14 protein-coding genes and 1 pseudogene are annotated in these 14,715 nt (G+C 68.2%); 2 read left to right on the top strand and 13 right to left on the bottom strand.

Features of this window, described 5'->3' with window-relative positions; all coding sequences use genetic code 11:
• Positions 1-19: 19 nt before the first annotated feature.
• The 6 genes from ACIOHP_RS36080 to ACIOHP_RS36055 form a co-directional block, all read right to left on the bottom strand.
• Positions 20-1,807, bottom strand: a complete 1,788-nt coding sequence (locus ACIOHP_RS36080; RefSeq protein ID WP_401893998.1) for an ABC transporter ATP-binding protein — start codon at positions 1,805-1,807, stop codon at positions 20-22.
• Between the two features lie 2 nt (positions 1,808-1,809).
• Entirely contained in the window at positions 1,810-2,871 is a 1,062-nt protein-coding gene (locus ACIOHP_RS36075; RefSeq protein ID WP_401893996.1) for an iron-siderophore ABC transporter substrate-binding protein, read from the bottom strand.
• 112 nt (positions 2,872-2,983) lie between these two features.
• A complete protein-coding gene (locus tag ACIOHP_RS36070) occupies positions 2,984-3,823 on the bottom strand; it encodes an ABC transporter ATP-binding protein (protein ID WP_361551276.1) in 840 nt (279 codons plus the stop codon).
• A 39-nt stretch (positions 3,824-3,862) separates the two neighbouring features.
• On the bottom strand, positions 3,863-4,945 hold the full coding sequence (locus tag ACIOHP_RS36065) for a FecCD family ABC transporter permease (RefSeq protein WP_401893995.1): 1,083 nt from the start codon (positions 4,943-4,945) through the stop codon (positions 3,863-3,865).
• On the bottom strand, positions 4,942-6,009 hold the full coding sequence (locus ACIOHP_RS36060) for a FecCD family ABC transporter permease (protein WP_401893993.1): 1,068 nt from the start codon (positions 6,007-6,009) through the stop codon (positions 4,942-4,944). The genes ACIOHP_RS36065 and ACIOHP_RS36060 overlap by 4 nt, the downstream gene beginning before the upstream one ends.
• 29 nt (positions 6,010-6,038) lie before the next feature.
• Positions 6,039-7,397 (bottom strand): lysine N(6)-hydroxylase/L-ornithine N(5)-oxygenase family protein, encoded by a 1,359-nt coding sequence (locus ACIOHP_RS36055; RefSeq protein ID WP_401893992.1) that lies wholly within the window; start codon positions 7,395-7,397, stop codon positions 6,039-6,041.
• Between the two features lie 248 nt (positions 7,398-7,645).
• Here ACIOHP_RS36055 and ACIOHP_RS36050 point away from each other — a divergent pair, with 248 nt between their 5' ends.
• Complete coding sequence (locus ACIOHP_RS36050) at positions 7,646-8,590, top strand: methionyl-tRNA formyltransferase (RefSeq protein ID WP_401893990.1); 945 nt, start codon at positions 7,646-7,648, stop codon at positions 8,588-8,590.
• A gap of 101 nt (positions 8,591-8,691) precedes the next feature.
• Here ACIOHP_RS36050 and ACIOHP_RS36045 read toward each other — a convergent pair whose 3' ends face one another.
• The 6 genes and pseudogenes from ACIOHP_RS36045 to ACIOHP_RS36020 all read right to left on the bottom strand — a co-directional run bounded on the left by ACIOHP_RS36045 (position 8,692) and on the right by ACIOHP_RS36020 (position 12,548).
• Positions 8,692-9,777 (bottom strand): GNAT family N-acetyltransferase, encoded by a 1,086-nt coding sequence (locus ACIOHP_RS36045; protein ID WP_401893989.1) that lies wholly within the window; start codon positions 9,775-9,777, stop codon positions 8,692-8,694.
• Positions 9,778-9,888: 111 nt separating this feature from the next.
• Positions 9,889-10,494 carry a hypothetical protein gene (locus ACIOHP_RS36040; protein WP_401893987.1) on the bottom strand — a complete coding sequence of 202 codons (606 nt, stop codon included), beginning with the start codon at positions 10,492-10,494 and terminating at the stop codon, positions 9,889-9,891.
• Positions 10,495-10,764: 270 nt separating this feature from the next.
• Complete coding sequence (locus ACIOHP_RS36035) at positions 10,765-11,253, bottom strand: flavin reductase family protein (protein ID WP_401893985.1); 489 nt, start codon at positions 11,251-11,253, stop codon at positions 10,765-10,767.
• A 357-nt stretch (positions 11,254-11,610) separates the two neighbouring features.
• Positions 11,611-11,730: pseudogene (locus ACIOHP_RS36030) on the bottom strand (VOC family protein); the annotation flags it as partial.
• A gap of 241 nt (positions 11,731-11,971) precedes the next feature.
• Positions 11,972-12,106: a hypothetical protein gene (locus tag ACIOHP_RS36025; RefSeq protein ID WP_401893984.1), complete on the bottom strand. Its 135-nt coding sequence runs from the start codon at positions 12,104-12,106 to the stop codon at positions 11,972-11,974.
• Between the two features lie 241 nt (positions 12,107-12,347).
• A complete protein-coding gene (locus ACIOHP_RS36020; protein WP_401893982.1) occupies positions 12,348-12,548 on the bottom strand; it encodes a hypothetical protein in 201 nt (66 codons plus the stop codon).
• A 358-nt stretch (positions 12,549-12,906) separates the two neighbouring features.
• On the opposite strand from ACIOHP_RS36020, the gene ACIOHP_RS36015 reads away from it, so the two are divergent.
• Positions 12,907-13,431, top strand: a complete 525-nt coding sequence (locus tag ACIOHP_RS36015; RefSeq protein ID WP_401893981.1) for a hypothetical protein — start codon at positions 12,907-12,909, stop codon at positions 13,429-13,431.
• Positions 13,432-13,669: 238 nt separating this feature from the next.
• On the opposite strand, the gene ACIOHP_RS36010 is transcribed toward ACIOHP_RS36015, so the two are convergent.
• Positions 13,670-14,554: a LysR family transcriptional regulator gene (locus ACIOHP_RS36010; protein WP_401893979.1), complete on the bottom strand. Its 885-nt coding sequence runs from the start codon at positions 14,552-14,554 to the stop codon at positions 13,670-13,672.
• Between the last annotated feature and the right edge of the window lie 161 nt (positions 14,555-14,715).

Raw genomic sequence — 14,715 nt, 5'->3', positions numbered from 1 at the left:
AACTCACATCCGGGGGTGCTCAACTGCCCTCTCGCCAGGCCCGCCACAGCCGTGCGTACCGGCCGTCCAGGGCCACCAGATCCTCGTGTGTCCCCTGTTCCACGACGCGGCCCGCGTCCAGTACCGCGATCCGGTCCGCGGCCATCGCCTGGGTGAGCCGGTGGGCCACGAGCAGCGTGGTACGGCCGGAGCAGGCGGCCACCACCGCGCGCTCCAGTTCGGCGGCGCCCGCGCTGCCTGCCTCGGCGGTGGACTCGTCGAGCACCACCACCGGCGTCTTCGCCAACACCAGCCGGGCCAGGGCGATGTGGGCGACCTTGGTGACGTCGAGGCGCTCGCCGCCCTCCCCCACCAGGGTCTTCAGCCCGTCGGGCAGGGCGTCGACCCATGCGTCGGCGCCGACCGTGCGCAGCGCGTCCCTCAGTTCGGCGTCGGTGGCCTCGGGGGCGGCCAGTCTCAGGTCGTCGGCGATCGGGCCGGAGAACACATGCGTCTCCTGGGTCAGAATGCTCACCATGGCCCGTGCCCCGGCCTCGTCCAGAGCGGCGAGGTCGGTCGACCCGATGCGCACCGATCCGGCCTGCGGGGTCCCGATGCCGGCGATCAGCGCGGCGAGCGTGGTCTTGCCGGCGCCGGTCGCTCCCACCAAAGCGAGCGAACTCCCGGCGGGGATCACGAGATTGACGTCCTTGAGAACCGGCTCCTCGGTGTCGGGGTAGCTGAAGGTCAGGCTCTCCACCGTCACCGGACAGGAGCCGGTTTCCGCTGCCGACACGGCCGTGTCGCCCACCAGCCGCTCCTCCGCCGCCTCCCCCAGCACCCCGACCAGCCGGGTCAGGCTCGCACCCGATTTCTGTGCCTCGTCGAAGGTGAACATGATGGCGCCCAGCGGTACGAACAGCCGGTGGAAGAGCAGCGGGGCGGCGGACACCTCGCCGAGGGTCGCCGCATCGGCCTCCAGGAGGGCGTATCCGACGACGAGGAGGAGGACGAGGCCGATGAACTCGGCGCGGTTCTCCCGGCCGACGAACCGGCCGAAGAAGCGGAAGACGTCGATGCCGAGATTGCGCACCCGCCACGACTCGGCGGTGACCTTCTCGCGGAAGGCTTCCTCCAGGCGGTAGGCCCGGACCGTGTCGATCCCGTCCAGTCCGCCGATCAGCGCCTGGGCGCGGTCGGACTGGGCCGCCCGCTGCTGCTGGTAGAGCGGGGCGGACCTGGGGAGGTACCAGCGCAGGGCGAGCGCGTACGCGGGCAGCGCACCGGCCCCGGCCAGGCCGAGCCGCCAGTCCAGCCCGAACATGCCGACCGTGGCGATGACCACCAGCACGCCCGCCGAGAACACCGTCGGGACGGCCATCCGGATGCCCTTGGAGATGACGGCCACATCGTCACCGACCCGGGAGAGCACGTCCCCGCGCCCGACCTGCTCGATGCGAGCGCTCGGCATCCCGAGCACCGCGCGGACGGCGCCTTCGCGCAGCTGCGCGAGCAGGTCGGCGCCGAGCCGTCCGATCAGGTAGGTGGACACCGCGGCGGCCGCCGCGCCCAGCAGGGCGGCGGCCACCATCAATGCCCCGATCGTGACCAGTACCGCGCGCGATTCCCCCTCGACGACGCCGTCGACCACCTGGCCGAGCAGGAGCAGGGGGAGCACCTGGAGTGCCGCGCCCGCCACCGTGGTGAGCACGGTGGCGACCGTCAGCCAGGGCACTTCACGGCAGTGCGCCGTGACCCATCGAGTGGCCTCGCGTCCGGTCGCCGTGTGCAGCTTCGCCGGGGCGACGCGCGTGTCGGTGCCGCTCACACCTACTCGGCCGCCGACTTCACGAGCTCGTCGATGGCGTAGGGCATGGAGAGCAGGGTGCCCTGCGAGATGGCCGCGCCGACCGCCGGGCCCTCACTGTCCAGCAGGTAGGACACGTTCCCCTTCTTCACGGCGTCCAGGTTGGCGAACAGCTTGAACTTCTTCAGAGCCTCCGTGTCCGCCTTGTCGTTGATGACGAAGATGTGGTCGACGTCGACCAGGTCGATGCGCTCCGGGGAGAGCTTGGTGTAGAAGCTGCCGTCCGCGACCTTGTCGATCTCGGTCTGGTACGGGAAGCCGATGCCCGACACCAGCCGGCCTCGCACGTCGGTCGAGGTGAACGGCGCCACCGAGTCCTCGTACCAGGACAGCGCGACGGCCTTCTGGTCGGCGAACTCGGGGTGCGCCTTCTTGGCCGCGTCCAGCTGCCCCTGGATGTCCGCGATCATCTTCTCGCCCTCCTCGACCTTGCCGAGGGCCGTGGCGATCTGCAGGGCGTTGTCCTGCCAGGGCGCGCTGAAGGGCTCCTTCTCGGCCTTGGTACGGCCCACCGTCGGAGCGATCTTGGAGAGCTTGTCGTAGGCGGTCTGATCGACCTCGGAGTAGACCGCGATGATCAGGTCCGGCCGCAGAGCGGCGATCTTCTCGAAGTTGGGGCCGGAGTCGCCGTTCTTCATGATGACGTCGGGCTTGGTGTCGCCCCACTTGTCCTTGGTCCAGGGCCACTGGGTGTTGATGTCGGGGCTCTGGCCGGTCGGGTTGGGGTACTGGTCGGTCATACCGACGGGCTTGATGCCGAAGGCCAGGACGGTCTGGTCATCGGTATAGCCGACGGTGACGACCCGCTCGGGGGTCTTGGTGACCGTCGTGGATCCGAACGCGTGCTCCACGGTGACCGGGAACGCACCGGCTGCGGTGGTCGCGGTGTCGTCGCTCGCCTTGTCCGCCGAGTCGGACGAGTCGTCGCCGCAGCCCGCGAGAAGGCCGGCGCCGAGGGCCGCGGCGGACAGTACAGCCGCCAACCGTCGCCAGGACTTCGTACGCGTCGTTCTGTGGAGGAGCATCCGCAATCCCCTTGCTTTCGCACTGTCCGCTACACCCCTGTGTAAGGGCAGGCAAACCTTAGCGTGAGCGGATGAGGTAAGCCTAGCCTAACTTCTCCAACTTTGTAGTGATCTAGGGGAGTTGAATGTTGACGCGCCCGATCGGCACGATGACCGGCCGGTCGCCCACCGGGTCGTCGATCACCCGGGCACGCAGTCCGAACGCCTCGTGCAGCAGCTCGGCGGTGATCACGTCACGCGGGTGCCCCTGGGCGAGGATCGCCCCCTCCCTCATCACGATGAGGTTGTCGCTGTAGCGCGCGGCCAGGTTGAGGTCATGCAGCACCATGACGACGGTGCACCCCGACGTGTGCAGATCGTTCACCAGGTCGAGTACGTCGATGGCGTGCGCCAGGTCCAGATAGGTGGTCGGCTCGTCCAGGAGCAGCAGGTCCGTGCCCTGGGCGAGGGTCATGGAGATCCAGACGCGCTGGCGCTGGCCGCCGGACAGCTCGTCCACCGGGCGGTCGGCCAGGTCGGCCACACCGGTCATGGCCAGGGCGCGTTCCACGACGTCGGCGTCGTCCGAGGACCACTGCCGCAGCCAACTCTGGTGCGGATGACGGCCCCTGGCGACGAGGTCGGCGACCGTCAGCCCGTCCGGCGCGACGGGCGCCTGCGGCAGCAGGCCGAGCTTCTTCGCCACGTCCCTGGTCCTGAGCCTGGCGATGTCGTCGCCGTCGAGGACGACTGTCCCCTCGGCGGGCTTGAGCAGGCGCGACAGGGTGCGCAACAAGGTCGATTTCCCACAGCCGTTGGGGCCGATGATCGTGGTGACCAAGCCTGACGGGATCGCCACATCGAGATCGTCGATGACCGTCCTGTCGCCGTACCCGACCGTGACGCCTCTGGCCTCCAGCCGTGAGGTGCCGACGACATCGGACTTGATCTCGGTGATGTCCTGAGCGACCACAATGCCCCTTCCGCTTACGCTTCCTGACCTCTGCACCGGCTATCTGAGGTTTGCCCGCACCAGCAGATAGACAAGGAAGGGGCCGCCGATCGCGGCCGTGACCACGCCGACCGGCAGGCTGACCGGCAGCACCGCCCGTGCGACCAGATCCGAGCCGATCAGCAGCAACGCGCCCACCAGGCCGGAGGCCACCATGGGCGGCGTCGGATACCTCGCCAGCCGCATCACCACCTGCGGCGCCACCAGCGCGACGAACGGCACCGGGCCGGCCGCGCTCACCGCCGCGCCGGCCAGCAGGACCGCACACAGCAGCATGACCGCCCTGACAGCCGAGAAGCGCACGCCCAGCCCAGCCGCGACCTCGTCGCCCAGATGCAGGGGCTTGAACTGGAACGCGACGCAGGACACGACGACCAGCAGCGCCAGCGTGCACCACGACGCCACCCGGACCTCGCCCCAGGACCGGTTGTCCAGCGAGCCGATCAGCCACGCCTGGGACCGGGCCACGTCCCTGATGTCGGCCGTGGCCAACAGCCAGGTCGTGATCGCCTGGGTCACGGCGGTGACCGAGATGCCGATGAGGATGAGCCGGAAGCCGTCGATGCCCCGCCGCCACGCCAGCAGGTACACCAGCAGCCCTGTGCCCAGACCACCGATGAGCGCCGCCGCGGACAATCCCACGGAGTTGGTGATCGCGGCAGCGGTCCCGCCCGACACGGTCACCAGGAAGACCGCGACCACACTGGCGCCCCCGGTGATCCCCAGGACGTCCGGGCTGGCCAGCGGATTGCGCGCGATGGACTGCGTGATGGCCCCGGAGACACCGAGCGCGATGCCCACGACAAGCCCGGCCAGGGCCCGCGGCATCCGCAGATCCATGATCACGAACTCGTCGACCCGCTCCCCCCGCCCCACAATCGTGGCCATCACCCGGGACAGACCGATGGGGAAGTCCCCCACGCCGATGGACAAGCAGAACAACAGGAAGGTCGCCACCGCCAGCAGGAGCGTCACGAGGACCAGCCAGGGCCGCCAGACGAACGACACTCCCCTGAACCGCACGCCCGGCAGCGCAGACGGTTTCGTGTCCGCCCCGACCGGCTTCACACCTGCCCCGCTCATGCGTTCTTCAGCTTTCCGCGCCAGACCAGAGCCGCGAAGAACGGCGCTCCCAGGAGGGAGACGACCACGCCCGCGTCCAACTCCCCCGGCCGCACCACCAGTCGGCCCACGATGTCGCAGACCAGCAGGACGATGGCGCCGAGCAGGCCCGCGTAAGGCACCAGCCAGCGATAGTCCGGCCCCGTCAGATACCGGGCCACATGGGCCACCATGAGCCCGAGGAACGCGATGGGACCGCACGCGGCCGTCGCCGCCCCCGCCAGCAGCGTGATCGCGGCGATGCCGACGGTCCGGCTCAGCGCGATGTTCACGCCCAGGCCCCGGGCCACGTCGTCACCCAGGTTGAGCAGATTGATGGCGGGCAGAGTGATCAGCGCCAGCACCAGCCCCACCGCGATGAACGCGGTCACCGGCCAGATGACATCGAACCCGACACCGGCCAACGAGCCCGCGTTCCAGTACCGCAGCGCGTTCAACGCCGCCTGGTCCGACAGCGAGATCGCTGTCGTCATCGCCGCCAGGAACACCGCGATCCCTTGTCCGGCCAGGGCGAGCGTCAGCGGATTGCCGGCTCCCCGGCCGATGCTGGCCAGCCCGAACACGACCACCCCGGAGACCGCCGCCCCCAGGAAGGCGAACCAGACGTACTGGAACGGGTCGGTGAACCCGAACAAGGCGATCACCGACACCACGGCGAACGAGGCGCCGGCGTTCACCCCCAACAGGCCCGTGTCCGCGATCGGATTGCGCGTGTATCCCTGGATCAGCGCACCGCCGACACCCAGGGCGAGGCCCGCCACGATCGCGAGCACCGTCCGGGGCACCCTGACGGTCTCCACGATGAGCCTGATCTCGGTCAGCCGCCGGTCGGACTCCGGCGCCGCGAAGAGACCGTGCCACACCTCGGCAGGGCTCAACGCGCGCGCCCCGACGGCCAACGACACCACGCCTGCGATCACCAGGACCGTCACAAGCATGCCCAGGCCCACAACCCGCCGCCGACGGACGGGAGTTGTGCCTGGTGTGCCCCTGGACGCGGGGCGCTCGACTGCAGTCGTGCCCATGTCGACGTACGTTATCCCCTGCTCGATGACTAGCGGGCGGCGCTGCCGGTTCCGTCGGCGACCGTACGGACCTCGTCCGAAGCGGACTTGAGCCCTCGGTCCAGAAGCGAGTCCAGGATGTCGCCGACCCGGATGGCCGTGTTGGACAACAGGGACGAGGTGATGCCGTGGACGTGCTCCGTGCCGCCCTGCAGATAGATGCCGCAGCGCAGTTCGGGGTCCGTGGCAATGCGGTAGTCACGCTCCACGCGGATGCGCCCCTCGTCGTCGCGGAGGCAGCGGTCGGCGACCTCTCCGAGAAGGCCGAGGGGGTCGGTGGGGAGATAGCCCGTGGCGAATACCACCAGATCCGCGTCCAGGAGGGTCTCCTCGCCGCTGACGAGGGACGTGACCGTGGCCCGAACCTTCTCCGGTGTCTCCTTGAGGTCGCTGAGCCGGGACACATTGAGGAAGCGGAGCCGCTCGGCCCCAAGGACCTTCTCCTGGTACATCCGCCGATAGAGGTCGTCGATCAGATCGATGTCCACCACGGAGTAGTTGGTGTTGCCGTGGTAGTCGATCAGTTGACGTTTGACGTGCTCGGGCGCGGCGAAGTACTCGTCGACCGCCTCGGGGTCGAAGATCCGGTTGGCGAAGCTGCTGTCGTCAGCGGGGCTGTAGCCGTAGCGGGAGAAGACCGCGCAGACCTCGGCCTCGGGGAAACGGCGGTGCAGATAGGCGACGTTCTCGGCGGCACTCTGACCGGCGCCGACGACGACGAACCGAGTGGGCGAGGTGGATGCGTCCAACTCATCCACCCTGCTCAGCAGTTCGGAGTTGTGCCACACCCGGTCGCCTCGGTCCACACCCTCCGGCATGCGGGGACGCAGCCCGGTGCCGATGACGAGGTTGCGAGCGCGGTGCACCACGAGCCCCTCCCCCGAGCGGACCGTCACTTCCAGGTACTCCACGGCTCCGTCACGGATCACGGGCGCGACGCCGACGACCTCGTGACCGTAGGAGACCATGTCCTCGACCTGGGCCGCGGCCCACTCGAAGTAGTCGTGGAACTCGACCCGCAGCGGGAAGAGGTTCTTGTGGTTGATGAAGTCGATCAGCCGCCCTTTGCTCTTCAAGTAGCAGAGGAAGCTGAATTCGCTGGTCGGATTCCGAAGCGTCACCAGGTCCTTGAGGAAGGACACCTGCATGGTCGCGTCGTCGAGGAGCATGCCGCGGTGCCACCCGAAGCACGGCTGCTGCTCGAAGAAGTGAGCGGTGATCGACTCCTGCCTGCCGGCACCTGCGTTGTGCTCGCTGAGCGCAATCGCCATGGCCACATTGGAAGGTCCGAAGCCGATGCCGATGACGTCGTGAACCGGTGTTGCGTCACCAGGAAGAACCCGTGACATGTCTCTCCCATCGTGCGGGGGCAGTCGCCTGTCAGGCGTGAGGAAGGACGGAAAAGCAGGCACGCTGACGGAGCGCCAAACCGGGAACTTAGGTGAGCCTAAGCTAAACCTGTGAGGCTGTCGATAGACCCGAGCGGGCAACGAAGCGTCAAAAGCCGCTCAACTGTCCGATCAGGCCTACCCGTTGTGCACTAAGGCAAGCCTTGCTTTACTTCTCTCGGTCAGTCCCTGCTCCGAGGAGGAACCCCATGCGGGTCGTCATGTTCGGCTACCAGACCTGGGGGCACCGGACCCTGCAAGCCCTCCTGGACTCCGAACACGACGTGGTCCTGGTCGTGACGCACCCCAAGAGCGAGCACGCGTACGAGAAGATCTGGAGCGACTCCGTCGCCGACCTTGCCGAAGAGCACGGCGTCCCGGTGGTGATCCGCAACCGCCCTGACGACGAGTTGTTCGAGCGCCTCAAGGAAGCCGACCCGGACGTCATCGTGGCCAACAACTGGCGGACCTGGATCCCTCCGCACATTTTCGGCCTCCCACGCCACGGCACCCTGAACGTGCACGACTCGCTGCTGCCGAAGTACGCCGGCTTCTCCCCGCTGATCTGGGCCCTGATCAACGGCGAGCCCGAAGTGGGCGTCACCGCGCACATGATGGACGCCGAACTCGACGCGGGCGACATCGTCCGCCAGGAGTCGGTGCCGGTCGAACCGACGGACACCGCGACCGACCTCTTCCACAAGACCGTCGCCCTCATCGCACCGGTCACCATCGGCGCACTCGACCTCATCGCCGCCGGTCAGACGGAGTTCACCCCGCAGGACCGTTCCCAGGCCAGCTTCTTCCACAAGAGGTCCATCGAGGACAGCCGCATCGACTGGACCTGGCCGGCCGAGGACCTCCAGCGTCTGATCCGCGCCCAGTCCGAGCCGTACCCCAGCACCTTCACCTTCCACAAGGGCAAACGACTCGAGGTCCTTGCCGCCGTGGTCTCCGAGGGCCTCTACGGCGGCACCCCCGGCCGCATCTTCTATCGCGAGGGCGACGGCGTGGTGATCGTCGCCGGCGCCGACGCCCGGACCGGCCGCAACCACGGCCTGGCCATCACACGCGTACGCACGGAAGACGGGAGGGAGTTGGGCGCGACCGAGTACTTCACCTCTATGGGCGGATACCTCACCAGCCACCCCTGAGCCACCGCGGACCGGCCACCCGCTCTACTTCCGGGCCCTCGTCAACGCCGACCTGACATCGACACACTGACGGCGGAAAGCATCACGCTCGTCCTGGCCGATCAGTGTCCCCTCATCGTCCCCACGGCTTCGAGGGTCCGTACCGCCGCGCCCTTCAGAATGGGGTGCTCACGCACGAGCCGGTGGGCGGCTCGCACGGGTTCGCGGCGGAGCCAGTGCAGGGCGGCACCTGGGCCGGCGACACGCATCGCTCCTTCGTGGACCAGGAGGTCCCCCGTCTTGAAAGCGTCCTTGTACGCGGCGGCGCCTCTGCCGAAGTCGAACACGTGGATGCCGGATGCCGCAGCGGCTTCGATCATGCGCAGATAGAGGATGCGACCGGGCGAGAAGGTGGCGACGGTCCGGTCGTAGGAGGGGAACCAACAGGAGAAGACGGTGCGGGAGCGCAGGCCGAAGTGGGCGGCCACGGGTCGATCGGCCGCGTAGAGCACGGAGAGAACGCCTGAACAGGCCGGCTCGGTGGCATCGGCGAGCTGGAGAACGAGTTGGGTGATCCACGGCCGGGTGAAGGGATCACGGCGGCCCGTACGGCGATAGTGGGCGGACTTCCAGGCGATGAGGGCGTGCAGGGCCGCGGGGTCTTTCTCGTCGTACACGAAACGAAGTGGGCCGATGTCCCGGCTCATACGGCGTTCTTGGGCCCACGCCGTTTTCAGGAATCGGCGCGACTGTCCGCGCAGATGGCTCTCGTACGACTCGAAGCCGGCTCTCAGGTCGATGAAGGGTGAGGCGAACTGGCCTGTCGCGTAAGGCAGGAAGGCCTTCTGGCTGCTTTCGAGGTGGTTGAACTCCCACGCGCTCAGGGAGCAGGCACGCATGAGGTGGTGAGGGTCCAGCTCCACGCCGGGACGCAGCACCGCACCCTGACAGTCGGAAACACCGAAGCCGACAGCCCGGCCGTGACCCCACCGACCGCGCTGGTAGGGGAAGTAGCCGACGGGCTCCTTCCCGTCTCGCACGATCGCCACCCGGGTGTCGGACCGAACACGGCCGATGGACCGGGTGAACTGTGCGCTCATGAAGGGGTTGGCCACGGGGGCGGCCCGGGCGTGGAGTTCGTTCCAGAGACAGAGGTCGCCGGTTGTCAGATCGCGAGGGTGCACGATGTCGATACGTGGTGTGGTCATCTGGTTTCCCGAGTGCGCGGAGAGTAAGGGGAAGCAAACGGCACTGCTTCGGCGTACCCGGCAGCACGCGGTGAGGAGTCCGGCGGGCCGACCGGGTGGGCGCCGGGCGGCTCAGGGAGGACCGCGACGCCCGACCGCACCGGCCGGCAGTACTTCGGAGACGGCTTCCTCGTCTCCGCTGCGTCGGGCGCCGGTACACCCACTGACGTAGGCAGCCGGCGCCGCCGCGGTCTGCGCGGAGATCAGCACGCGCAGAAGGTACGCGAAGGCACTCAGCCCCTTCTGCACCACGGTGGACATGCAGAATCGGGGGACTCCGGCGGCGCGCAGAGCGCCCACGGCGACCATCGTCGCCATGAGGTGGACAGCACCCCCCACCTCACCGTGAAATGCCGCGCGCACAAGATTGAGGTCGGTGCTGTGGCACGCGAACCAGCAGCACGTGGACACCTGCGCGAGAGCTATGGCACCGACGTCGAAGAGCAGAGACCTGGGTCGCCTCACACAGAGAAGGCGCCCGGCGAAGAGACCGACCACCGCGGCCAGACATGCGGTGCCAGAGGCCGCCTCCGCAAAGGCCAGGTGATAGCCCAGGGCCGCGAGCGCCGTGGTGAGCAGCGCGAAGGACACGGCCGAAAACACTCCTGCTCCGACCGCGCCGTCGGCCAACAGGCGGCCGGGCCGCACGAGAAGGAGTGGATTCAGGCTCAGGCTCATGTCTCGTCCATGATCTGCGAGAACCGCGGTCGGCATCCCTGAACCGGAGATCTGCCCCACGTGAACATACGGCCGAAGACTCGCGTCTGCGAGTGAACAGACCCTCTGCATGGCCGGATCACGGGGCATTCCGAGCGCGGCCTCGGAACTCCTCCCGCGCGGCGCAGCCGGTCAGGAACGAGGCCCACTACCGCTTCCGAAGACAGCGCCCTCGCGCAGGACCTCGGACTACGTCGGAACCCCGATACGGAGCCCAGCACGGGGTGCCGCTCAGTTCGCTGGATGGCCCGGAGCGATGTCACGGGTGTCGTTCAACGTCAGAACGGGGGTGCGGCTGCCCGTGAGCCTGCCCGCCGCCTCGGGGGCGAGCAGAAAGCCGATGTGGTCGCCGCCGTCGATCCGGTTCTCCACGCGACCGACAAACCAGGCGGGAGCCTCGTCCAGGACCGGTAGACCGCCCGGTCCCGCGTGCCAGGCGACCTCGGTGAACTTGTCGGTGTGGTCGCCCGTCTCACCGCCGAAGAGCCGGGCCAGCCGGTCCTGGTCGCGGCGCAGAAGATGGACCGCGAGTCGGTCGGCGCGCTCGGCCACCCGGTAGGTCCGGTTGGCTCTGGACAGCCAGACCATGAACCGGGCGGGCTGAATCGAGCACTGCGAGGCGAATCCGACCAGGCATCCGGCCTTTTCCCCGTAGGCCTGCGCGGTCACGACGTACATCGGATAGTTGAGCAGATCGGTGAAAGGATCGAGATCGGTCACGGTATTCGGCTCCCGCCTCAAGAATTCGGATACAGGCCAAGCATTCACCAGGACCGTGCCCCGCACCCCCGCGGTGTGCCGGGGCACCACCGATCTCCTCAGCCACCTCAATGCCTGTGTCTTCCCCGTCCAAGAGTCATGCGTAGCCTGCGCGCGCGGGCGTGCGCCGGCCGGGCCGGGGGTGTCGGTGAGGTGGATGTCCACCCATGGGCAGGGCGAGCTGGCTCTCGAAGACCAACTGCGTGGCTTGCAGAGGGATTTGGCTGGCCCGGTGGATGGATTGGGTGGGATGTAGCCGCACGTTGCGCCACGGTCACGCCGAGGGAAAACTTCGACACTCCGCAGACCGTGGCCGCCTCATGCGAAGTCTGCTGCGGTGATGCTGTCGGGATGTCCGGACGGCCACGCCACCAACTCGATCCGGTATCCGTCCGGGTCCGTGAGCCACGTCGTCTTCGGGCCGTGAGGGCTCAGAGGGGGGCAGGAGTCATGCCCCGCGGATCAATTCGTTCAGGCCGCATGGTTCTAGGATCAACCCTGCGACAGGCTGGCGCGCCGGCCGCTCGAAGCGGGCTCCGGCACGGACCGGGCGACGGGTGGGGTCCGTGCACGGCCCGCCACCACTGCTGGGCGGACTCAACGAGCTTGCCGGCCATGTCCAGGGCGGCAGCTGCGCCGCCAACGCCCCCGGGCGACCTGGTCCGCAGCCGGAAAGTGGCTAAAGCCGACGCATCAGCATCGCGGTGCGCAAGCGGATCCAGTGCTCGGCGGGGAAGCCGTGGAAGGCAAGCAGCAGGTCCACGCCGTCGGTGATCCTCTTGACGGCCTTGGGGAGCTTCGCGCCGTAGGTCATGTCTCGTGCAGGACCTTCTTCACGCCGGGCCGTGCGGACCTCGGCAGGGCGTCGCAACATTGGCGATCTTATGAACTCAGCACCGTTGACGGCGGGTTTCGGGGAACACCTGGCTTCGGGAGTCACCCACCGCTCTCAGCGGTTGTCGGCACCGCACGCCTGTTGTGTCTTACGGAGGACCGGGGCCGGGAAGCGTCAAGCCCCCCGTTGCTCGGGACCTTCACGTACCCGAGTTGGCCGCCTACTGGTAGCAGCCGCCGGTGCACAGCACGGTGACCGTGCCGCTCTCGCCGGTAACTGTGGAGTTGGTGTCGGTGGTCGTGGCCGCGGGAGTCCTGCTGGTCTCCCAGGGCATGTGGACGGCCACGGCCTGGGGGGCGATGGCGGTGAAGGCTGCGGTGGTCACGAACACGGCGGCAACCGCACGCTTGCGCAGACGCATCTGGACTCCTCGATCGACGATCGGCCAGTGAGATGTCAGCGGCCCCGCATGCTGCTCGGACAGGCCGCCACGGCCGGCTGCCAGTTTCACAGTGCGCGAAGCCCCAAGCCAGCCTCGTCGGTCGGGTCCGGCGCCTCTCCATACGATCACCGCGAATGGCGCACTGCGTTCCGGACGGAACCGGCAACGGATGCGGTGACGCCCAGACTTGGCTCTGGCACAGATCTTGGGTAGCGGTTGCGGACGGCTACCTCGGCAAACGGCACGAGTTCTGGGCCAGCCCTCAGGGTCACGGGGAAATCCGCCGACGCTCATATTTACGGGCATTCTTGCGAGTAGTGCTGGCATGGTATGCGCCATGCCAGCGATAGAAGACACGCCCGAGCCTGACAGCCCTGCACACGGCGTGCCTCTCTTTCTGGAAGAGGCAGCCTGGCTCTATCAGACGGATCAGACGTGCCCGGAAGACCTGCCGATGATCGCCGCCCAGGCGCTCGCGGTGGGGGTGGATACTCCTGCCCTGTGCGAGCTTGCCGGTCTGCCCCGCCACGCGGACCCCCGGGACATCCGCGACACATTCGAGCACGCTCTCTCAGAACTGGGGATCGCGTTGCCCGACTCCAGCCTGGCCCAACGGTACGCGCTGCGCAGGCTGGCCACGAGATTCACCGTCGGTCAGACAACTCTCGCCGAGCTGGCGTCGGACGAGTGGTCGGATATAGAGGTCGAGACCGCTGAGGAGCAGGCATTCCTGGCGCTCCTCCCACCCTGCGCGTGTTGCACTGCGTACACGTTGGGGCTCGAGGAGACGGCGTGGGAAGCGCAGCTGCGGATCGCAGCCCGCGTCTTGGCCTCGCATCCCACTGTCGGGCCAGGCGTCTGACGAGTGACAGCAGAAGGCGGTTCTGGCACCACGCCGTGGGACGTAGTCGCGGAGGGTCGCTGAAGCAGGATCGCCTTGCGCAGGAGTGCGAATCCGGCGCGTCCGTAGAGCTGCTTTTTTGATCCTCTTGATGCGGTTCACGGCGCCTTCTGTGCCGCCGGAGCTCCAACGCGGAGTGAAGCCGGCGCCTTGTGCCCACACTCACCTCGCGTACCGGCCGGTCGCTCCGGAAAACGGCTCAGCCGACGGCGTCGTGCAGCAGATCCCGCAGTTTCAGTGCCGCCGGTATCGGGACGGCAGGCAGCGCCACATGTACGGTCCGGCGCAGGGCTGGATCGGTGAGGCTGCGCAGGACGAGTTCGTCGGGGACCGCCCAGGCGGCCAGCGAGGGGACCAGCGCCACCCCCAGCCCGGCGGCCACGTAGCCGAACTTCCCTGACCACTCCGCGATCCGGATGATCTTCCTGGGGGTGAAGGCCGCTCTGGCGAAGGCGTCGGCGAGCATCGTGGGACGGTCACCGTACGCGTTCTGGAGCCAGGCTTCATCGCGCAGTTCACGCAGGTCGATCGTCCCGGCTTCGGCCAGGCGGTGCCCCCGTGGGAGAGCGACGAACAACTCGTCCTCGCACAACGCGGTCGTCGTGACGCCGTCGGCCGACGGCAGACCGGACGGGTAGTCGCTGACGATGGCGAGGTCCAGCACCCCGTCCGCGAGGCGCGCCATCAGCGTGTCGGTCGGGCCCTCGACCGCGACGACCTCGACATCCGGCCTGGCGTCCTGGAGTGTCCGCAAGGCGGTGGGCACCAGCGAGATGTTGGCGGTGGCGAACGCGCCGATGTGCAGCAGCCCGCCGTGGCCCGCGTGCAGCACGGCCAGTTCCCGCTCCGCCCGCGACAGCCGGTCGAGCACCTCCATGGCGTGCCGGTGCAGGGTACGGCCTGCGGGATTCAGCCGTACGCCCCGGGGGAGCCGTTCCAACAGCGGTCCACCCGCCCGCTGTTCCAGCGCGGCGATCCGCCGGGACACCGCGGACTGCGTGTAGTTGAGCCGGGCCGCCGCTTTCGTGAACGATCCGGTCTCGGCCACGGTCACGAGCAGCCGCAGCGCGTCGATGTCGAACACGTTCCCCCTCCTCCGAGGTCCTCTCCTGCGGCCCTCACCAGCTTGCGCCGATGCATTCCTCAGATGCATGGATCCTATGCAATCCAGTCGCTGGTGGAATGCCATACCTCGCCCTAACGTCGTTCACGCGGCGGTGCCTTGAGGGGGGCGAGCGCCGGCGC

Source organism: Streptomyces sp. NPDC087859 (assembly GCF_044742595.1).
GTDB classification, from domain to species: domain Bacteria; phylum Actinomycetota; class Actinomycetes; order Streptomycetales; family Streptomycetaceae; genus Streptomyces; species Streptomyces canus_F.
Note: the sequence above shows the minus strand (reverse complement) of the source record. Positions and strands in the feature narration are given on the sequence as shown.

Excerpts from the sequence above, each read along its gene's own strand:
- ACIOHP_RS36075 (WP_401893996.1), bottom strand. The coding sequence starts at position 2,871 with ATGCTCCTCCACAGAACGACGCGTACGAAGTCCTGGCGACGGTTGGCG.
- ACIOHP_RS36065 (WP_401893995.1), bottom strand. The coding sequence starts at position 4,945 with ATGAGCGGGGCAGGTGTGAAGCCGGTCGGGGCGGACACGAAACCGTCT.
- ACIOHP_RS36060 (WP_401893993.1), bottom strand. The coding sequence starts at position 6,009 with ATGGGCACGACTGCAGTCGAGCGCCCCGCGTCCAGGGGCACACCAGGC.
- ACIOHP_RS36055 (WP_401893992.1), bottom strand. The coding sequence starts at position 7,397 with ATGTCACGGGTTCTTCCTGGTGACGCAACACCGGTTCACGACGTCATC.
- ACIOHP_RS36050 (WP_401893990.1), top strand. The coding sequence starts at position 7,646 with ATGCGGGTCGTCATGTTCGGCTACCAGACCTGGGGGCACCGGACCCTG.
- ACIOHP_RS36045 (WP_401893989.1), bottom strand. The coding sequence starts at position 9,777 with ATGACCACACCACGTATCGACATCGTGCACCCTCGCGATCTGACAACC.
- ACIOHP_RS36040 (WP_401893987.1), bottom strand. The coding sequence starts at position 10,494 with ATGAGCCTGAGCCTGAATCCACTCCTTCTCGTGCGGCCCGGCCGCCTG.
- ACIOHP_RS36025 (WP_401893984.1), bottom strand. The coding sequence starts at position 12,106 with ATGACCTACGGCGCGAAGCTCCCCAAGGCCGTCAAGAGGATCACCGAC.
- ACIOHP_RS36020 (WP_401893982.1), bottom strand. The coding sequence starts at position 12,548 with ATGCGTCTGCGCAAGCGTGCGGTTGCCGCCGTGTTCGTGACCACCGCA.
- ACIOHP_RS36015 (WP_401893981.1), top strand. The coding sequence starts at position 12,907 with ATGCCAGCGATAGAAGACACGCCCGAGCCTGACAGCCCTGCACACGGC.